The organism is Castellaniella sp., assembly GCF_004321985.1.
Classification (GTDB): Bacteria; Pseudomonadota; Gammaproteobacteria; order Burkholderiales; family Burkholderiaceae_B; genus Castellaniella.
This window is the reverse complement of sequence record NZ_SCQN01000009.1, coordinates 37,079-56,942: the sequence shown is the minus strand read 5'-3', so window position 1 is coordinate 56,942 and position 19,864 is coordinate 37,079. Positions and strand designations below refer to the sequence as shown.

Below are 19,864 nucleotides of genomic sequence, written 5' to 3'. Positions count from 1 at the left end.
ACGCGTGTGATAGCCCTCAAATCCGCTTGTTGGGTGTGTGGCTCGCGGTCGCGGGTATTCACCCGTGTCCGTCGGTGCCGATCAAGCTAAGCGTCCGGCTGGGTGCCTTGAACTTTGCATCGCGAGAGATGGAGCCGAATAGCCATCACGCGTAGCGGCTCAATGCCTTGCGGAGACTGTCCGGAATGCGAGTCGGCCTGTGGTCGTCGGCACCTACGCAGACATGGATGAACTCGCCTTGTGCGGCCGCGGCATCCAGGCCTTCTCCGAAGGCTGCAACCGCATATCGGATGCTCGAGTTGCCCAGGGCAGCGATTTTGACCCCTATGGTGATGGCGCCAGGAAAACATAGAGAAGACAGATACTCGCAGCCCGACTTCACAACTAGCCGGTTCAGCCCGCCAGCACCGAAGAGCTCTGCCCCGCATTCTGAAAGCAGCATCGCAATGGCCGTGTCGAACAGCGAGTAATACACGGCGTTGTTCAAGTGGCCATACACATCATTGTCCATCCAGCGTGCCTGGATGGTATGGAAATACCTGTAATCGCTGCGCGACGTCGCATTCATAGCTTGTCAGCCTTGTCCGGAAAGAGAATCAGCCCGTTAGATCGCGCCGATGAACTGCGCGATGAGATCCATCTGATTGTCCAGCATGAACCGGCCAGGGCAGGTTCTGCAACCCTGGTTCGCGGCAGGCTGCCCAGTCAGGAGGCGAAGGCCTGACGCGGGGCGCCCAGGCTCCCGCCTTCAATGTAGGTGGCTTCCATCGGCTTCTGGCGTTCTACCGTTTCGCCGGCAATTAACCGAGCCATGATGCGTGCGGCCCGCATGCCGATCTCGTGGGCCGGAATGCGGACCGTCGTGAGCGCGGGCTGCAGCATAGCCGCTTCTTCGATGCCGTCGAAGCCGATGAGGGAAATGTCGTCCGGGACGCGGACGCCCATCCGGCGGCATTCGTCCAGAGCACCCATGGCCTGCAGGTCGGTCCCGAACAGGATGACCGTGGGACCGTCGGCGAGGTTCCAGTAGTGTCGAATGGCGGCGCGGCCGCCTTCGTAGGAAAACGGAAACTCGACGATCCATTCCTCGCGGACTTGCGCGCCGCCCTGCGCGGCAGCTGCGAGGATGCCCTTGCGCCGGCACCGTGCCCGTTCGTTGCGGGAGATGTCCCCGCCGCAGATGCCGATGTGCCGGTGCCCCTTGGTCAGCGCCTTCTGGGCCAGGCGATAGGCGGTGTCGAAGTTCGAGACGCCTACGCACCAGGGGTGATTGCTCTCGTCCACCGACCAGGTCAGCACGTAGGGCAGGTCGTACTGCTCCAGCATGGTGTAGACGGCTGCGGGATGATCGGTTCCAACCATGATGAGCCCGTCCACGCCGCGCTCCAGCGTGGCCCGGATGAGCGCCGCCTCGTCGTCGGCGTGATATTCATGGCTGGCGATGAGCAGTTGAAAGCCCAGTGACCAGAGCGTCTGCTGCATGGAGTGCGTGGAGTGCGCAAAGATCGGGTTGTTCAGGGTCGGATAGACTGCGGCGATGGTGTGGGTACGCCGCGATGCCAGCGCTCGGGCGGCTCCGTCCCGGATGTAGCCTAACTGGCTGACGGCCCGGTTGACGGCCTGTAATGTGTTGGGCTTGACCTGCGCCGGCAGGGACAGCGCACGCGAAGCGCTGCCCAGGGACACACCCGCCAGCTTCGCGACGTCAGCCAGCGTAGGGCGACGGTGACTGCCCTCCGGTCGTGCAGGGTGTTTGGGCATTGACAGTGAATTTTGGTGTCGTGATAATCTGGCACAAGGGAATGAAGCGCTTCAACGATTATAGGTGATCACGAAACCGGCATTTCCTTTTTTTGGAGCGAGTTTTTGAAGCGCTTCAACACGGGTATGGCACGGTATGGCGCCATACGGAAGAATGAAGGTGCGAACCTGACAATAATTCCCGGATCCGGCATCTGTCGCACGGGATGAGGAGTGTAGACATGAAGTGCAGCAAACTGGTCATTGCCTTGGCGTCGAGCGTGCTGGCGGCGACGGCGACAGCGGCTCCCGTGAAAATCGGGGCGTTGTATCCCTTCAGTGGCGGCCTGGCGTTGCTGGGCCAGGAGAGTTTTCGCGGATTGGAGCTGGCGGTCAACGAGCGCAACGCTGCCGGCGGCATCAACGGCGACAAGATCGAGATCGTGAAGGTGGATGCGGTTGATCCGAACCAGGCTGTATCGGGAGCCAAGCAGCTCGTTGCCGACAAGGTCGCGGCCATTTTCGGGAGTTACGCCTCCGGACTCGCCTACGCGGCCTCCCCGGTCGCGGAGCTCGCAGGGATCCCGTATTTCGAATTAGGCGCCACGGCTCACAAGATCACGACCCGCGGCTATAAGTACCTGTTCCGCAGCAACCCGAATACCGAAACGTTTGGCGATGCCGTCGTGGGTGCGCTGGATAAGACGATTGTCCCCGGGATGGGCTTGAACAAAAAGGACATTCGAATTGGCATCATTCACGAAGATGGCCCTTACGGCACCGATGTGGCGGCCACCGAGGAAAAGCGCGCTAAGGCACTTGGTTATACCGTCGTGCAGAAGTTGGCGTATTCGGCGAAGTCCGTGGACCTGTCTTCGCTCATCTTGCGCCTGAAGGGCGACAAGGCCAATGTCGTGATGCAGACGTCCTACCAGAACGATACGGTGCTCTACTTCCGCCAGGCAAAAGAAGCTAATTTCAATCCTGCAGTTGTGATTGGCGCTGGTGGCGGGTACTCGCTCGTCGACACGGGGAAGGCCGTAGGATCGGATATCAATGGGGTGTTCAACCTGGACTTCCCGCAGATTTCTATCAACCCGAAGGGCGCACCGGGGCTGGAAAAGTTCCTGGCCGAATACAAATCGACCTATAACGCCACGCCGCAGTCGGGGCACAGCCTGGCCAACTATGTCGGTGCCAAGGCGTTCCTGGACGCGATGGGCAAGGCAGGATCTCTGGACAAGGACAAGATTCGCGAAGCGGTTCTCGCCTATCAGGTGCCGACAGGGCAGACGGCCAACGGCTGGGGTTTCAAGTTCGACAAGGATGGCCAGAACGTCGCCTCCACGCTGTATTTGATGCAGTGGCAGGATGGCATCCTGAAGACCATCGCGCCCAAGGACTTGGCGCAGGCTAAGCCCGTCTTCAAGAAGTGATGGCGGCCGCGTGATTGGGGGGTGGGGCAGCGCATCGGCCCCGCACCTCAGCTTTCCTGTCGGCGGCCTGTGAGAATCGGAGACTGGGTCCATGGACATCTTTTTTCAGCTGCTCGTCAACGGCCTCCTTTTGGGCGGAGTCTACGCCATCATCAGCTTGGGGCTGACGCTCATTTTCGGGGTCGTCCGCGTCGTGAACTTTGCCCACGGCGAGTTCCTGATGGTCGGCATGTATCTTGTCTACCTCATGTCATTGCACTTGGGCATCCATCCCTATATCGCGCTGGTGCCCGTGGTGGTCATCCTGTTCGCGCTGGGTGCGCTCATGCAGAAGGTTGTCATCGAGCCGCTGTTGAATGCGGGCGAGGAAATTCAGATTTTCGCAACGGTCGGGGTATCAATCCTGCTGATGAATCTCGCGCTGGTGGTGTTCGGCGCGGACGTCTTTCGGGCGCATGTGACGGTCGGCACGCGCTCAGTGGCCGTGGGGCCGTTGTCCCTGGTGACGGGCCAGATTCTGACCTTCATCGTCGCGATCATGCTGGCGATCTTGCTGCATCTGTTCATGCATCGCACCTACCTGGGCCGCGCGCTTCGAGCCGTTGCGCAGCATCGATATGCGGCCATGCTGATGGGTGTCAATGTCAAATCGGTCTACGTAGTGGCCTTCGGTTTGGGTACCGCGTTTGTGGGGGTGGCCGCCGGCCTGCTGTCACCCCAGTACCCCGTCTTTCCCACAGTCGGGACCTATTTCGTCTTGACCGCGTTTGTCATCGTGGTGCTGGGCGGGATGGGCAATCTGTACGGCGCCGTGGTCGGCTCCCTGATCATCGGGGTGGTGGATACGATGGCGGGCTACTACATCTCGCCGGACCTGAAGGAGGTCGTTTATTTCGGCGTCTTCCTGCTGATCCTGATACTGCGTCCCAGCGGGCTGTTCGGCCTGGGCACGGATTGAGTCACAAGGAGTCTCGCGCGTGTTTCCCGACATCCGACACCCAAAAACCTATGTCAGCCTGACTCTGTTCGCGCTGATGTTTCTGGTTCCGCTGTCGTTGGACAGCCCCTTCTGGACCAATCTGTTCGTGCTGCTCTTTGTGTTCTCATCGCTGTCGGTCGCGTGGAACATCGTGGGCGGGTTTGCGGGCCAGCTGTCCCTCGGGCATGCCGTGTTCTATGGCATTGGCGGTTATGCGGCCACGCTGCTCACCCAGGATTTCGGGATTTCGCCGTGGTTCGGCATGATCGCGGGTGCCCTGGTGTCGGGGGTCGTGGCGGTCATCATCAGCTATCCTACGTTGAGGCTCAAGGGACCGTTCTTTGCCCTGGCCACCATCGCCATCCTGGAAGTCGTGCGGCTGCTGGTCATCCATGAAGAAAGCTGGACCGGCGGCTCCAGTGGCATCAGCCTGCCCCTGAGCATAGGCTGGAAGTGGATGGTGTTCCGTGACAAAACCAACTACCTAATCATTGCCTTCGTGCTGTTCCTGCTGGTGCTCTGGGCCTCGTGGGTGATTCGCAAGGCACGCCTGGGGCACTATCTGCTCGCGGTCCGCGAGCGTGAGGACGCCGCACTGGCGGTCGGCATCAATACGGCCAACGTCAAGACGCTGGCGGCCGTCATCTCGGCCATGCTCACCAGCCTGGTGGGGACGTTCCACATCACCTACTTGACCTTCATCGACCCCGCCTCGGCCTTCTCTCTGGATCTTTCCATCCAGATCGCCATGTTTGCACTCATCGGCGGCATGGGAACCGTGGCCGGCCCCGTGGCCGGGACTTTCCTGGTGCTGCCCATCGCCGAACTGGCGCGGGCGTGGCTCAGTGGCGTCGGCAACGGCGTGCACGGCCTCATTTATGGAGTCATCCTGGTCGTGGTCGTCCTGACCATCCCTCATGGGCTGGTCGGCGCCTTTGGCAATTATGTCGAAAGGAAGGTTCTTGCGCGCTTGCCGTACCTGGGGCGGGGGCAGGGGGGTGGCCACGCGGCGCAGCCGCTGGGCACAGGTTGCACGCGCAGCGAGAAACCTGTGCTCGAGGCCAGCCACCTGTTCAAGAACTTCGGTGGTCTGCGTGCCACGAATGACGTCTCGCTAACGTTGTACGAGAACGAGATCCTGGGAATCATCGGTCCCAACGGGGCTGGCAAGACCACGGTGTTCAACCAATTGTCGGGCTTCCTGCGGCCGGACAGGGGGACGGTGCGCATGCTGGCGCGTACCGGTGACTGGACGAGTTGTCATGCGCCTTTCCAGTTCGCGCACAAGGGGATGAGCCGGACGTTCCAGATTGCCCAACCGTTTACTGGGCTGACTGTCCTGGAGAACGTCATGCTGGGTGCGTTCATCCACACCACGGACAGGCGGCATGCCGAAGCTGAGGCGCTGGCCGTTGCACGGCAGACGGGATTGGAGGAGCAGCTGCAGGTCGAAGCCAGGAACCTGACCGTGGGTGGCATGAAGCGGCTGGAAGTGGCCCGCGCCCTGGCGACACGTCCCAGGATTCTGCTGCTTGATGAAGTCATGGCCGGCCTGAATCCCACCGATATCGACAAGGCAATCGCCATGATCCGCAGGATCCGGGAGTCCGGCGTGTCGGTGGTGATGATCGAGCACATGATGCAGGCCGTCATGGCACTTTCCGATCGGGTCATCGTCATCAACGAGGGGCAGGTGCTGACCAGTGGCACGCCTCAGGAAGTCGTCGAGAACCCGCAAGTGATCGAGGCGTATCTGGGTAAGGGGTATCGGCATGCTTAACGTCACCAATCTGTGCGCCGGATATGGCAAGACGCAGGTCATCAATCACCTGAACTTTCACGTGAATGCCGGCGAAGTGGTCACGCTCATCGGCGCCAATGGTGCGGGGAAGACAACGACATTGAAGGCCTTGTGCGGCGTCGTGGCCGCTACCGAAGGCCGGGTCGAATTCGAGGGCCAGGACCTCACTAACAAGCCTTCGTTCGAGATCGTTGACGCGGGCATCACGATGGTACCCGAGGGACGCCAACTCTTTCCGACTTTCACGGTGCGCGACAATCTGCTGATGGGAACCTACAAGCGGGCGGCCCGGGCGGATGCGCATCGCAAGATGGACGAGGTGCTGGAGCTCTTCCCACGTGTGCGCGAGCGGCTAGGTCAGATCGCCGGCTCCCTCTCGGGTGGCGAGCAGCAGATGGTGGCCATCGCGCGCGGCATGATGTCCGCACCGAAGCTGCTCGTGTTTGACGAGCCTTCAGTCGGCCTCTCGCCGCTGCTCGTGGACCAGATGTTCGATATTATCCGGCGCATCACGTCGGGCGGCATGACGGTGCTGCTGGTCGAGCAGAATGTTTTCCAGACGCTGCAGCTCGCCGACCGCGGCTATGTCCTGGAGAACGGCAGCATCGTCCAGGAGGGCACCGGCAGCGAGCTGCTGGCGAACCCGCACATCAAGCGGGCCTATCTGGGCTATTGACGGCTGACTGCCTGGCGTGTCGGATGGGTACGACGCGGTTCGTTCGGGCGAGCACTAGACGATATACAGCCCGCCATTCACGTGTAGAGTCTCGCCGGTGACGAAAGAGGCGAGTTCCGAACACAGAAAGGCCACCACACCCGCCACTTCGCGCGCCGTGCCGTAGCGTTTCATGGGCGTGTCGCCCAGCAGGGCCGTACCTTTCTCGCGGACTAGTTGTTCGATCATGGGGGTGGCGATGATGCCGGGAGCCACGATGTTGACGCGTGTCCGGGGAGCCAGTTCCCGAGCCAGGCTCTTGCTCAGGCTGCTCACGCCGCCTTTGGAGGCCGCATAGTGCGCGTGTGAAAAGCTGCCGCGGTGGCCGGCCATTGATGACAGGTTGACGATGGAACTGTTCTCGCCCAGGTGCGGAAGCACGGCGCGGCACATGTAGAACGTCCCGTCCAGATTGATGGACATGAGTGCACGCCACTGCTGGTCGGTCATGCCGCTGACGGTCTGTTCGGGGTAGATGCCGGCGGCATTCACCAGATGGTCGATAGACCCGTGACGGGTTGCGATGTCGTGGATGGCGGCGTCGCAGGCTTTGGAATCCGACACGTCCAGCGGGTGACTGCTCACCAGCCCGGCGTTGCCCGATCCCGCAAGCTCTTTGCGCAGGGATTCCAGGCTGTCCGCGGACAGGTCGCAAAGGGCGATGCCGGCTCCCGCCGCGTGCATGAGCTGGGCCGTTGCGCGTCCTATGCCGCCGGTAGCTCCGGTGATCACTACTGTCTTGTGTTGAAAACCGATCATTCGGGTTGCTCCCGGGTGAATTCAGCTCTTCAGGTAGAGCTTGAGCCGTTTGGCGGCGTTGACAAGGTGCTGTTCGGCCGCCTGCGCGGCTGCGTCCGGGTCGCCGGCCTTGACGGCCGCGAAGATGGCCTTGTGTTCTTCCTGCACGGCCTCGACGAGGTCGGTGGAGTTGGCCTTGGTGTTGCTGCGGGCCCGGCGGATGAGGCGCCGGACGCTGTGCTCCAGATGCTTGCTCAGCGCCTGGTAGTGCGGATTGTGCGTGGCATTGACGATGGCCTGGTGGAACGCGAAGTCCTGCTCGTCGCCCAGGTGGTCGTTGGCGATTTCGTACTCCATGCCGACCAGCGCGCGCCGGATGTTCTTCAGATCAGATTCGGTGCGCCGCAGCGAGGCGAGCCGTGTTGCGGCGGATTCGAAGGCCGACAGCAGCTCCATGACCATGGCCAGCGACTGCTTCTCGTCCAGGTCCACCGGCTGCAGGCGGAAAGCATCCTGGTAGTTCGGCTCGGTGACGAAGACGCCGCTGCCGGCCCGGGACGCCGTGAGTCCCTCGGACTTCAGTTGTGACAGGGCTTCGCGAATGACGGCGCGGCTCACCGAGAATTTCTCGCATAGCTCGCGTTCGCTGGGCAGCCGGTCACCGACGCCGTACGTGCCATCGCGGATGGCCGTGATGAGTTCGCTGGCGACCTCGTCCGGGAGGCTGGTGGGTTCAGCCACCGTCCGGCGGGCGTCGGGCCGGAGTTCGTATGTCTTCATAAGCTGATATTAGAGCATGGGGTGTCCGAGGTTCAAGCTGCCTGACAGGTTGGCTGATTTTTGCTTTGCCTGATCTGGTTCTGTTTTGAGCCGTGTGTCCCAGGTAAATGAATTGTCGATTGTTAATCAAGCCACTGATATAAATGAATAATATGGTTTCACTCGATGAATCCATAGGACTGGAATGAGGCAGATCGGTGAAAACCCTCAATGGGGTGATTTCTTATTGACAGTCAAAATTACGACTAATAGACTCACCTGTCAGACCAGTTGGATCACGGTTCAATGACCCGGCCGCCCTGCGGGTGGCCGCACGAAATCTTGAGTTCAGGAGACAATTTCATGGCAAACCGAGCCATTTTCAAACCGTTGATGCTTTGTGCTGCCCTTTCGGTGATCGGCAGCCTGGCAAACGCAGAGCCGCTGAAGATCGCAATTGTGGAAACGCTGTCGGGTCCTCAGGCTTCCACGGGCCTGATGTACCGGGATGCCACGCGCTATGCGGTGGAACGACTCAACGCCCAGGGCGGCTGGGGCGGCGAACCCATCAAGCTGCTGCAATACGACAGCCAGGGAACCCCGGCGGGCGCCGCCGAGAAGCTGAAGGCAGCGATCGCGGACGGTGCGCAGATGGTGGTCCAGGGTGCCTCATCGGCCGTCGCAGGCCAGCTCAGCGAAGATATCCGCAAGTACGATATCCGCAACCCGGGCAGGGAAGTGCTGTTCCTCAACGTCGGTGCGGAGGCCATGGAATTGACGGGCAGCAAGTGCAATTTCCACGCCTTCCGTTTTGCGGGAAATTCCGACATCAGCGTGAAGGCCCTGGTGGAAGCCATGAAGTCCGCCAATACGCTGGGCACGAAAGTCTATTCCATCAACCAGAACTATTCCTGGGGCGTGGATATGCAGAATGCGATCGGACAGAATGCCGCCGAGGGTGGCTACAAGGTCGTGGGCGAGACGCTGCATGATGTGAACAAGATCCAGGACTTCTCCCCGTACGTGCAAAAGATCATCGCCAGCGGCGCTCAGACGGTGATCACGGGCAACTGGTCCAACGACCTGCTGCTGCTCATGAAGGCCGCGAAGGCGGGTGGCCTGAAGGCGCGCTTCGCCACCACATTCCTGGATCAGCCTGGGAATCTGGCCAATGCCGGTCATGTGGCTCTGGGCGCCTATGTGGTGCACCCGTTTGATGCGGAAGCCAACGGCGGCGCTGGCGTTTCGATGGCCGACGAGTTCAAGGCCAAGGTCGGTCATTACCCCGTCTACGTCGAGCCCCAGACCTTGTTCGGTATCGAGATGGTCGGTGCGGCGCTGAAGAAGGTCGCTCCTGAAAACGGCAAGCTCAACATCAACAAGCTGGCGCTCCAGATCGAGCAGACCAAGCTGGACACCCCGATGGGTGCATGGACCATGCGGGCAGCCGACCATCAGGTCCTGCTGCCCATGGTGGTTTCGGAAGTTTCCACCGAGGCGAAATTCAAGGTGGACGGGACGGACATGGGATTCAAGCCCGTGAAGCTGCTGACCGCCGCCGAGGCCGAGGCGCCGGTTCAGGGCGCTTGCAAAATGCGGCGTCCAAGTTGATCGTCCCCATTTTGCTCGCAACGGGCGTTCCGGATCGTTCGGGACGCCCGGCACGGAATTCCTAGCACAAGGGCAATATGGACTATTTCGTCGTCTCGCTCCTGAATGGCGTGATCTACGGGCTGCTTCTCTTCATGGTGTCGGCGGGGTTGACCCTGATCTTCGGCATGATGGGCATCCTTAATTTCGCGCACGCCTCGTTCTACATGCTGGGCGCGTACTTCGCGTACGCCATGCAGCCTTTCCTGGGGTTCTGGCTGTCGGTGATCGTGGCCACCATTCTCGTGGGGCTGGTGGGCGTCGTGGCCGAACGCTACTTTCTCCGGCCGGTGCACAAGTACGGCCATGCCCACGAACTGCTGCTCACTTTCGGCCTGTCCTTCATCATTGCCGAATTCATCAAGCTGTTCTTCGGCAACTTTCCGGTCAACTACCGGATCCCGGCGTCGCTTTCATTCTCCGCGTTTCAGATCGGTCCGTCGACCTATCCCTTTTACCGGCTGCTGATCGGCGCGGTGGCGGTGGGGATGTTCGTGCTGATTTACCTGCTGCTGACGCATACCCGGGTCGGCATCATCGTCCGGGCCGCCATCCACCGGCCGGGCATGGTTGAAGCGCTGGGGCACGACGTGCCGGTGGTCTTCATGGCGGTCTTCGGCGTAGGGGCGGCGCTGGCCGGCCTCGCCGGAGCGGTCGCGGGCGCGTTCTACACCACCAGTCCCAACATGGCGATCGAGTTGGGCGTCATGGTGTTCGTGGTGGTGGTGATCGGCGGCCTGGGGTCGCTGGAAGGCGCACTGCTGGCGTCCCTGCTCATCGGTCTGATCACGTCTTTCAGCGTCGGCGTCGACTACAGCCTGGCCAGCTTGCTCGCGCTGGTGGGGCTGGGCTCGTGGGCCCAGGAGGTCGGCGGCCTGCTGACGCTGAAGCTCTCCAGCCTGTCCGGGACGATTCCCTACGCCCTGATGCTGCTGATCCTGCTGGTGCGCCCATATGGGCTGCTGGGCGAAAGGGAGTGATGCCATGCGATCCAGGATCATTCTGGGTGCCGTCACTGTCCTTGCACTCGTGCTCGTACCGGTGGTGCTGCCGCCGTCCCTGGTCAATGCGGGTATCCAGATGCTGATTGCCAGCCTGTTCGCCTGCGCGTTCAGCCTGCTTTGCGGACAGGCCGGGATGCTGTCGTTCGGCCATTCGGCGTTCTTCGGAGTCGGCGCCTTTGCCACGGTGCATGCCATGAACGCACTGGGCGGGGATGGCCTGCTGCCGACACCGTTCATGCCGCTGGTGGGCGCGGCGACAGGGCTGCTGGTGGGGTTGGTGGCTGGGTGGTTTGCGACCAAGCGCACTGGCGTGTATTTCGCCATGATCACGCTGGCGATCGGTGAACTCCTGTACGCATTGGCGCCGCATCTGGGTGGCTGGTTTGGTGGCGAGGCGGGCGTCTCCACCATGCGCATGCCGGCGTTCGGGCTGTCCTTTGGCAACAATACACAGGTGTACTACCTGACTCTGGCCTGGGTGCTTCTGTGCCTGGGCCTGCTGTACCTGTTCACACGGACGCCGCTTGGGCGGGTGGCGCTGGGGTTGCGGGAGAACACGCGCCGCATGCGGTTTCTCGGCTATAACGTGCACGCGGCCAGCGTGATGGTTTTCGCGGTGTCCACCATGTTCGCGGGCGTGGCCGGCGCGCTGCAGGCCATCAACATCGAGTCCGCCAATTATGTCCTGTTCAATCTTGATCTGTCGGCCGAGGTGCTGCTCAACAGCTTCATCGGCGGCGTGACCTTCTTTCTCGGGCCAGCCATCGGCGCGGCCCTGATGACCTTCTTCGGCTACGTGGTGTCGGACTTGACCACATCCTGGCTGCTGTACAAGGGGCTGTTGTTCGTGGTCGTGATGCTGTTCGTCCCGCGCGGCATTGCCGGCCTGGTGCGGGCGATCGCGGCTAGCGTTCGCAATTGCGGGTTTGCCGCCCTGTCGGTCGCCTTCATCCTGTACGGAGTGGCGGCGGTGCTGCTGGTGGCCGGCACGGTTTTTTCCGTGGAGATGCTCCAGCGCATTTTTTCCCAGGATTATCTCTCCCTGGCGCGACTCAGCGGCAAGGAGTGGCCGGCCGTACCTCTTTTCGGTGAGGCCTGGCACCCGCTTTCGGCCACGACCTGGCTCGTGCCTGTGGCGTTGTTCGTCATCGGGCTGCTGGTGTTGCGCCAGGCCGTGCGGCGGTGGCGCGCGGCGGTCGAGGCGGCCGCGGGCGCAACCGGTGAAGCCGACGCTCGCGTGCTGACATCGGGGGCTTCGTCATGAACGGCCTGTCCGCTCTTTCGCTGCGCGGTGTGCGCAAGTCATTTGGCACCATCGACATCATCAACGGCGTGGATCTGGACCTCGTTCCGGGAGAGCGCCATGCGCTGATCGGGCCGAACGGAGCCGGAAAGTCGACCCTGTTCCACCTGATTTCGGGACAGCTGGGCCTGAGCGCCGGGGAAGTGTTCCTGGGCGACCAGAAGATTTCGGGCCTGCCCCCTGACCGGGTCAACCACCTGGGGCTCGCGCGCTCGTTCCAGATCACGAACGTATTTCCCGGCCTTTCCGTGTTTGAAAACCTGCGCCTGGCCGTCATGCGCCAGCATGGCCTGCAGTACGTGTTCTGGAAATCCATTGCCCGCCGGACCCAAGTCACCCGGGAGACCGAGGAACTGCTGGAGCGCCTGCGCCTGGCCGGCCGCGCGTCCACGCCGGCCAGCGAGCTGTCCTATTCGGAGCAGCGCTCACTGGAAATCGGCATGGCGCTTGCTTCCCGGCCAACGGTCATCCTGCTCGACGAGCCCATGGCCGGCATGTCGCGCGAGGAGACCGCTTATGCGGTGGATCTGATTCGCGACGTCACTCAGGGGAAGACGCTGTTTATCGTCGAACACGACATGGATGTGGTGTTCGGTCTGAGCGACCGCATCAGCGTTCTGGTGTACGGACGCATCGTGGCGACCGGCACCCCGGACGAGATCCGAGCCAATCCGGTCGTGAAGGAAGCCTATCTGGGTGAGGAGGCTGCGTGATGGCGGGCGGCGCGGATCAATTGTTTCAGGTCTCCGACCTCAACGCTTATTACGGCAAGAGCCATATCCTCCATGGCGTCAGTTTTGACGTGGCGCGCGGCGAGGTGATCAGCTTGCTCGGGCGCAACGGGTCCGGGCGTTCGACCACCCTGAAGGCGATCATGGGGCTAGTGATGCCCGCCGCCGGCTCCATCCGCCTCCAGGGCCGGGAGCTGGCGGGCCGCCGCCCCTTTCTGGTCTGCCGCAGCGGCATTGGATATGTCCCGGAGGAGCGCGAGATCTTCACCAATCTGACGGTGGACGAGAACCTGAGGCTGGGGGTTCAGCCCGCGGTGGCAGGGGCGCCGGTCTGGACAATCGAACAGATGTTCGACTATTTCCCCAGGCTGAAGGAACGCCGCAACACGATGGCCGGCAGCCTGTCGGGTGGTGAGCAGCAGATGCTGACCATGTGCAGGGCCCTGCTGGGCAACCCGCTGCTGATGCTGATCGATGAACCGACCGAGGGCCTGGCACCCAAGATCGTGGCGGCGGTGGGAGACATGATCCGGGACATTCATCGCCGCGGTGTGGCGGTGATCCTGGTCGAGCAGAAGCTCACGATCGCGCTGAAGGTTTCAAGCAGGGTCTGTGTCATGGGACACGGACAGATCGTCTTCGAGGGGACGCCCGGTGATCTTGCCGCGCATCCTACTCTCCTGGACGAATGGTTGGCCGTGTGAATAGTCATTGCCAAGGAGGTTGAAGTGTCGATGAAAATGGTCGCGCCCCTGGAAGTGGGCTTGAACGTCCGGGATTTGCGGAAGATGCGCGAGTTCTATGAAACCGTCCTGGGACTCTCGTTCGTCAACGAGATCCGGGTTCCGGCGGTCAAGGCCCGCCAGGCGGCGCTGAGCGAACAGGCCTATGTCGTGGTGCGGCTGCAGGCCTCCAACGGCGAACGCCTGAAGCTGCTCGCGCCGGAGTCGCCGGCGGCCGCGGCGCCACAGCCGTCCTTTGTCCTTGACCAGCCGGGCAGCAGCTACATCACGTTCATCATCGACGATATCCGGTCAGCGTGCAGCCGCGTGCTGGCCCACGGAGTTCAGTGCATGACGGGTCCGGAACCGGTCGAAGTCCGCCCCGGTACCTGGCTCGTTTTCTTTCGGGACCCGGAGGGCCACATCGTTGAACTGGTGCAGTACGACGACATCGCCGCCTACCGGCCCGACCTTCAGGCCGCGGGGTGATCCTGGGTCGCGGCGATTCGCACCTCGATGGGCAGGTGCGTGAAGACGGTTGTAGGAGATGAGGATGCAGGACTCGATGGCCGCTCTGGTCGGAATGGCGCGCGGGAATGGTTTTGCCGGTTTGGCTGACAAGGTGGTTTTCATTACTGGCGCGGCCAGCGGTCTGGGGCGTGCAATGGCTCACGCCTTCGCCGCCTGTCAGTCGCGGCTGGTGCTGTTCGACATGGATGCCGAGGGCATGGAAAGAGTGCGGGCCGAGCTCGAAGCCGCGAATCCCGGCGTGGGGATCCAGTGTCGCCAGGGGCTGGTCAATGACGAAGCGGCCGTGGACCAAGTCTTTGCCGAGACGGAACAGGCCTGGGGCCATGTGGATGTGCTGCTCAACAATGCCGGGATTTCCATGAATTGCCCGACGCTGGAGCTTCCGGGCGACCAATGGCGCAAGGCCATGGACGTCAACCTGAATGGGGTTTTCTACTGCGCCCGCGCGGCTGGCCGCCTCATGACGGCCCGGGGCCGCGGCGTCATCGTCAACACGTCGTCCATGTACGGCGTGGTCGCGGCCCCCAACCGGGCCGCCTATTGCGCCAGCAAGGCGGCGGTGGCCATGCTGACCAAGTCGCTGGCAGTGGAATGGGGTCCGCTAGGGGTGCGGGTCAACGCCATTGCGCCAGGATATGTGCGCACCGCGCTGGTGGACGACCTGGTGGCGCGGGGGCGGATGGATCTGGATGCGCTGTCGAGGCGGACCCCGTTGGGTCGGCTGGGCACCCCGGAGGAAATCGCGGCTCTGGTGCTGTTCCTGGCCTCGGACAACGCGGCGTTCATCAATGGTCACGTCGCCGTCGCGGACGGCGGCTGGTCGGCCTACGGATATATTTGATTTGGAGTTTGTTCATGTCGAAGCTGATAGCACTCACACCCGCATCCGAGTGGTCGGAACTGCGTGTCACCGAAAGGGACTGGAAGACGGCGGATCCCGACGTGCTGGGGACGCTGCTGACGCACATGCATCTGATCCGCGCTTTCGAGGAAACGGTGGTCGATCTGGCCATGGAAGGCCTGGTTCATGGTCCGGCTCACTCCAGTATTGGCCAGGAGGGCGGCGCGGCCGGCGCGCTCGCGTTCCTGCGCTCGGCGGACCAGGTCAATGGCTCCCACCGCGGGCACCATCATTTCCTCGCGAAATCGCTGGCCCATCTCCGGCCCGGCCGCGCCGACCCGCGTGCGCCGCTGGGCGAGGACGTGCAGGCGCTGCTGCAGCGCACGCTGGCGGAGATCCTGGGGCTCTCGCAGGGGTTCTGCCGCGGGCGCGGTGGCTCCATGCATTTGCGCTGGGCCGAGGCTGGTGTCATGGGCACCAATGCGATCGTTGGGGGCGGGGTGCCGTTTGCGGCGGGGTCCGCCTGGGCGCATCGCCACGCCGGTACCGATGATGTCTCGGTCACGTTTTTCGGCGATGGGGCCACCAACATCGGTTCCGTCCTGGAGTCCATGAATCTGGCGGCCGCCTGGAAGCTGCCATTGTGCTTTTTCATCGAGAACAATCGCTACGCCGTCTCCACCAAAGTGGAAGAGTCCACCGCCGAGCCGCGTCTGTCCTCGCGCGGCGGCGCCTTCAACATTCCGAGCTGGAAGGTAGACGGCATGGACGCCTATGCCGTGCATCTTGCCATGCGGCAGGCGGTTGCCCATATGCGGGCCGGCAATGGTCCCACCCTGATCGAAGCGGACGTCTATCGCTATTTGCACCAGAATGGGGGTTATCCGGGCAGCGCGTTCGGCTATCGATCCAAGGAAGAAGAGGCCAGCTGGCGCGCGCGCGATCCGCTGGCGGCGCTGGGCAAGCGCATGAAAGCCCTGGGGATGGCATCCGACGCGGATCTGGAGACGCTGCGCGCGCGGATGCAGGAAGGGATGCGCCAGGCCGTGGCTGCCCTCATCGAGGCCGATCCGGAACGGCCTGGCAAGCGCCGCATCCGGCCCGAGTTGTGGCCAGATCCGGGATTCCGCGACGTGGGCGTGCGCAGCGAACTCCACGAACTGCGCGGTGTGCGGACCGAGGAACAGTCCACCTTCAAGGGCAAGCTCGAGGAGCGCAAGTTCATCGACGTGGTTGCCGAGACCATGGAGCGCCGCATGGTGGTGGATGACCGCATCGTGATCCTTGGGGAGGATGTGCATCGTCTCAAGGGCGGCACCAATGGCGCCACCCGGGGCCTGCACGATCGCTTCCCGGATCGGGTCCTCGGCACACCGATCAGCGAAAACGCGTTTGCGGGTCTGGGCGGCGGCATTGCCATGAACGGCCGTTTTCGTCCGGTGGTGGAGTTCATGTACCCCGATTTCCTGTGGGTGGCGGCTGATCAGGTTTTCAACCAGATCGGCAAGGCGCGCCATATGTTCGGCGGGGATATCCGGATGCCTCTGGTGCTGCGTTCCAAGGTGGCCATGGGGACGGGCTACGGATCTCAGCATTCCATGGATCCCGCAGGCATCTTCGCCACCAGTCCGGGCTGGCGCATCGTCGCGCCGTCCACGCCTTTCGATTACGTGGGGTTGATGAATGCCGCCTTGCGGATCGAGGATCCCGTTCTGGTGATCGAGCACGTGGACCTGTACAACAGCACCGGTCTGGCGCCCGTAGATGATTTCGACTTCCAGACGGCCTTTGGCCGCGCGGCCGTGCGCCGCGAGGGCAGGGATGCCACGGTGCTGACGTATCTGTCCATGGTCCAGCATTCACTGGATGCGGTGGAAAAGACCGGGGTGGATGCCGAGGTGATCGACCTGCGCTGGCTTGATCGGGCGAGCCTGGACTGGGAGACGGTGGGTGCCAGCATCCGCAAGACCAACAATGTGCTGATCGTGGAACAGGGGTCGTCCGGAACTGCCTACGGCGGCTGGCTGGGCGACGAAATCCAGCGCAGGTTCTTCGACTGGCTGGACCAGCCCGTGCAGCGGGTGACCGGGGGCGAGGCCTCGCCCAGTATCTCCAAGGTTCTGGAACGCGCGGCCTGCGCGCGTACCGAGGAGGTGATGGAAGGCCTGGAACGCATCATGGCCGGGCAGGGAGCGCCCGTTCGGGCTCGGGGAGGCAACTGACATGGCGACTCTGTTGCGGATGCCGGAGGTATCGGCCAATGTGGAATCGGCGGTCATTGTCGCCTGGGCGAAAGCGGAAGGTGACGCCATCGCGGTTGGTGAATGCGTGGCGGAAATCGAGACGGACAAGGCGGTCGTCGAGCTGACCTCTGAATCAGCGGGGCAACTTGGACGCATCCTGGTCCCGGCGGGTCAGGCCGCCCGGGTGGGTGCGCCGGTGGCGGTCCTGCTCGCGCCCGGTGAGCAGGCCACCGATGTGGACGCGCTGCTGTCGGGGCAACCGGCTGGGGCGGCGGCGACGAAAGTGGCGCTGGCGGGGACGGGCAGCCAGGGCGTGCCAGTGGCGTCCGCGCCCGCTGTTCCCCCGGTGCCTCAGTCGTCATTGACTGACGCGGCGCCGGAGCGGGTGTTTGCCAGTCCGCTCGCACGCAGGCTGGCTGCGCGGGCGGGTCTGCCCCTGCAGGGATTGGCCGGCAGCGGTCCTCACGGCAGGATCGTGAAGCGTGACGTCCAGGCGGCGCTTGCGCGCGCCGCGGCAGCCGTCCCGCCCGCCGTCCCGGCGGAGCCGGTGGCTTCGCGGGCTGCCTCGCTGGCGCCGGGCGACGTCGCGGTTCCTCATTCCGCCATGCGGCGCACGATCGCCCGGCGCCTGCTCGAGAGCAAGACCACAATCCCGCACTTTTATCTTCGGTCCGAGTGCCGCATGCAGGCGCTTGCCGCGCTGCGCCGGCAGATCAACGAAGGCGGGCGCCATGTGTCCATCAACGACATCGTGGTCAAGGCGGTGGCCGTGGCCTTGACGGAGCACCCGGACATGAATGTCAGCTGGACCGACGATGCGTTGATCCGCCATTCCGGGGTGGATCTGTCGGTGGCGGTCTCGACGCCTTCCGGGCTGATCACCCCGGTCGTTCGCGGCGTCCAGGACAAGTCCCTGTCGCGGGTCAGCGCGGAGATCGCCGCCCTGGCCGCCCGAGCTCGCGAAGGCAGGCTCTCGCCGCCAGAGTACCAGGGGGGCAGTTTCACGATCAGCAACCTGGGCATGTACGGGACGACGGAGTTTGCCGCCATCATCAATCCGCCGCAGGCCGCCATTCTGGCGGTTGGAGCCATCGAGCAGCGAGTGGTGGCGGGTCCGGATGGCGTCGTGGAAGTGGCGCCGATGATGATCGTCACGTTGTCCGTCGATCACCGCGCCATTGATGGCGCGGTGGCCGCCGAATGGCTGGGCGCCTTCCGTCGCATCATCGAAAACCCTCTGGCGGCTCTGGTCTGAAGACATCATGAAATCGGTTGATTACGATGTGGCGGTCATTGGCGGCGGCCCGGGTGGCTATGTGGCCGCCATCCGGGCCGCACAACTGGGATTGCGCACGGCGCTGGTGGAGCAGGCCGAGCTGGGCGGGGTGTGTTTGAACTGGGGATGCATTCCCACCAAGGCCTTGCTCCGGTCCGCCGACGTGCTGCGGCTGGTCCGAATGGCCGATCGCTACGGGGTGACGGTGGGGCAGCCCGTGGCCGACCTGCCGGCCATGGTTGGCCGCTCGCGCAAGGTGGCGGGAGAGCTGCAGCGCGGCGTTTCCTATTTACTGAAGAAGAACGGCGTCGAAGTGATTCGCGCTTGCGCGAGCCTGGCAGGCGGTGGTGCCATCCGGCTCGAAGGGTCACAGGCATCCGGCCGTGAGTCCTCGCTTCGAGCGGCGCACATCATTCTGGCAACGGGTGCCAGAGCGCGGGTGCTGCCGGGTCTGGACCCCGATCCGGCCAGCGTCTGGTATTACCGCGAAGCGCTGTCTCCCCGATTTCTGCCACCGCGCATGGTGGTCATCGGAGCCGGGGCGATCGGCGTTGAGTTCGCCAGTTTCTATCACGCGCTGGGTGTTCAGGTGCGGATCGTGGAAATGGCCGACCGCATCCTGCCCCCAGAAGACGAGGAAGTCTCCGCTTTTGTTGCAGCCTCGTTGCGTAAGCAGGGCATGGAGATTCATCTTGGTGCGCGCGTTGCCGGCAGCCAGCGGGTCGGCGCCGTGTGGCGGATCATGCTTCAGGGGGTAGCCCAACCTCTGGAAGCGGAGGTGGTTCTGGTTGCGGCCGGCATCGTCGGTAACTACGAGGGCCTGGGCCTGGAGCGGACAGCGGTCAGAGTGGAGCGCTCTCATGTGTTGACGGACGCTCTGGGTGCCACGCATGAGCCGGGGGTGTATGCCATTGGCGACTTGGCGGGCGCCCCGTGGCTGGCACACAAGGCCTCGCATGAGGCGGTAACTTGTGTGGAGGCCATTGCTGGAGGCAAGCCGCATCCGCTGGACGCAACACGGATTCCAGCTTGCACATACAGCCATCCACAGGTAGCGCATGTGGGCCTGACAGAGGCACAGGCGCATGCCGGGGGCCGTGAGGTGCGTGTGGGCCGCTTCCCATTCGCCGCCAACGGGAAGGCAATTGCCCTCGGCGATACCGAGGGTTTTGTCAAGGTCGTGATGGACGCGGCCAGTGGCGAACTCCTGGGTGCTCATATGGTGGGGGCCGAGGTGACGGAGATGATCCATGGCTATGCGGTCGCCATGGGGCTGGAGGCGACCGAGGAGGATCTGATGCGGACGGTGTTCCCGCATCCCACGCAGTCCGAGGCGATGCATGAGGCTGTTCTCGCGGCGTATGAACGGGCATTGCACATCTAGAGATCCTTTGA

18 protein-coding genes are annotated in these 19,864 nt (G+C 63.1%); 14 read left to right on the top strand and 4 right to left on the bottom strand.

Annotated elements, in window-relative coordinates:
* Positions 1-145 precede the first annotated feature (145 nt).
* Positions 146-568, bottom strand: a complete 423-nt coding sequence (locus EPN31_RS01600; protein ID WP_291768503.1) for a thioesterase family protein — start codon at positions 566-568, stop codon at positions 146-148.
* 137 nt (positions 569-705) lie between these two features.
* On the bottom strand, positions 706-1,761 hold the full coding sequence (locus EPN31_RS01595; RefSeq protein ID WP_291768500.1) for a substrate-binding domain-containing protein: 1,056 nt from the start codon (positions 1,759-1,761) through the stop codon (positions 706-708).
* A 221-nt stretch (positions 1,762-1,982) separates the two neighbouring features.
* On the opposite strand from EPN31_RS01595, the gene EPN31_RS01590 reads away from it, so the two are divergent.
* The 4 genes from EPN31_RS01590 (at position 1,983) to EPN31_RS01575 (ending at position 6,632) form a co-directional block, all read left to right on the top strand.
* Positions 1,983-3,176 carry an ABC transporter substrate-binding protein gene (locus EPN31_RS01590; protein ID WP_291768496.1) on the top strand — a complete coding sequence of 398 codons (1,194 nt, stop codon included), beginning with the start codon at positions 1,983-1,985 and terminating at the stop codon, positions 3,174-3,176.
* A gap of 91 nt (positions 3,177-3,267) precedes the next feature.
* The gene (locus tag EPN31_RS01585; protein ID WP_291768493.1) at positions 3,268-4,134 is read left to right on the top strand and encodes a branched-chain amino acid ABC transporter permease; all 867 of its coding nucleotides are present in this window, start codon (positions 3,268-3,270) and stop codon (positions 4,132-4,134) included.
* 19 nt (positions 4,135-4,153) lie between these two features.
* Positions 4,154-5,935, top strand: a complete 1,782-nt coding sequence (locus EPN31_RS01580) for an ATP-binding cassette domain-containing protein (protein WP_291768490.1) — start codon at positions 4,154-4,156, stop codon at positions 5,933-5,935.
* Positions 5,928-6,632: an ABC transporter ATP-binding protein gene (locus tag EPN31_RS01575; protein WP_291768487.1), complete on the top strand. Its 705-nt coding sequence runs from the start codon at positions 5,928-5,930 to the stop codon at positions 6,630-6,632. The genes EPN31_RS01580 and EPN31_RS01575 overlap by 8 nt, the downstream gene beginning before the upstream one ends.
* Positions 6,633-6,686: 54 nt before the next feature.
* Here EPN31_RS01575 and EPN31_RS01570 read toward each other — a convergent pair whose 3' ends face one another.
* Together EPN31_RS01570 and EPN31_RS01565 are read right to left on the bottom strand one after the other, a co-directional pair.
* Positions 6,687-7,430, bottom strand: coding sequence for an SDR family oxidoreductase (locus tag EPN31_RS01570; protein WP_291768484.1), 744 nt, complete (start codon positions 7,428-7,430; stop codon positions 6,687-6,689).
* A 21-nt stretch (positions 7,431-7,451) separates the two neighbouring features.
* Entirely contained in the window at positions 7,452-8,189 is a 738-nt protein-coding gene (locus tag EPN31_RS01565; protein ID WP_291768479.1) for a FadR/GntR family transcriptional regulator, read from the bottom strand.
* Positions 8,190-8,531: 342 nt separating this feature from the next.
* Here EPN31_RS01565 and EPN31_RS01560 point away from each other — a divergent pair, with 342 nt between their 5' ends.
* From EPN31_RS01560 to lpdA, 10 genes are all read left to right on the top strand, one after another.
* The gene (locus EPN31_RS01560) at positions 8,532-9,779 is read left to right on the top strand and encodes a branched-chain amino acid ABC transporter substrate-binding protein (protein WP_291768476.1); all 1,248 of its coding nucleotides are present in this window, start codon (positions 8,532-8,534) and stop codon (positions 9,777-9,779) included.
* Positions 9,780-9,856: 77 nt separating this feature from the next.
* Positions 9,857-10,798, top strand: a complete 942-nt coding sequence (locus tag EPN31_RS01555) for a branched-chain amino acid ABC transporter permease (RefSeq protein ID WP_291768473.1) — start codon at positions 9,857-9,859, stop codon at positions 10,796-10,798.
* Between the two features lie 4 nt (positions 10,799-10,802).
* Positions 10,803-12,086: a branched-chain amino acid ABC transporter permease gene (locus EPN31_RS01550; RefSeq protein WP_291768469.1), complete on the top strand. Its 1,284-nt coding sequence runs from the start codon at positions 10,803-10,805 to the stop codon at positions 12,084-12,086.
* A complete protein-coding gene (locus EPN31_RS01545) occupies positions 12,083-12,838 on the top strand; it encodes an ABC transporter ATP-binding protein (RefSeq protein ID WP_291768467.1) in 756 nt (251 codons plus the stop codon). Before EPN31_RS01550 ends, EPN31_RS01545 begins: the two co-directional genes overlap by 4 nt.
* Positions 12,838-13,560 carry an ABC transporter ATP-binding protein gene (locus tag EPN31_RS01540; protein ID WP_291768646.1) on the top strand — a complete coding sequence of 241 codons (723 nt, stop codon included), beginning with the start codon at positions 12,838-12,840 and terminating at the stop codon, positions 13,558-13,560. Before EPN31_RS01545 ends, EPN31_RS01540 begins: the two co-directional genes overlap by 1 nt.
* A 30-nt stretch (positions 13,561-13,590) precedes the next feature.
* Entirely contained in the window at positions 13,591-14,067 is a 477-nt protein-coding gene (locus tag EPN31_RS01535) for a VOC family protein (protein WP_367188286.1), read from the top strand.
* A 64-nt stretch (positions 14,068-14,131) separates the two neighbouring features.
* A complete protein-coding gene (locus EPN31_RS01530) occupies positions 14,132-14,950 on the top strand; it encodes an SDR family NAD(P)-dependent oxidoreductase (RefSeq protein ID WP_291768461.1) in 819 nt (272 codons plus the stop codon).
* A gap of 14 nt (positions 14,951-14,964) precedes the next feature.
* The gene (locus tag EPN31_RS01525) at positions 14,965-17,172 is read left to right on the top strand and encodes a thiamine pyrophosphate-dependent enzyme (protein WP_291768458.1); all 2,208 of its coding nucleotides are present in this window, start codon (positions 14,965-14,967) and stop codon (positions 17,170-17,172) included.
* Between the two features lies 1 nt (position 17,173).
* Complete coding sequence (locus tag EPN31_RS01520) at positions 17,174-18,448, top strand: pyruvate dehydrogenase complex dihydrolipoamide acetyltransferase (RefSeq protein ID WP_291768455.1); 1,275 nt, start codon at positions 17,174-17,176, stop codon at positions 18,446-18,448.
* Positions 18,449-18,455: 7 nt separating this feature from the next.
* Entirely contained in the window at positions 18,456-19,853 is a 1,398-nt protein-coding gene (gene lpdA, locus EPN31_RS01515) for a dihydrolipoyl dehydrogenase (protein WP_291768452.1), read from the top strand.
* Positions 19,854-19,864: the final 11 nt, after the last annotated feature.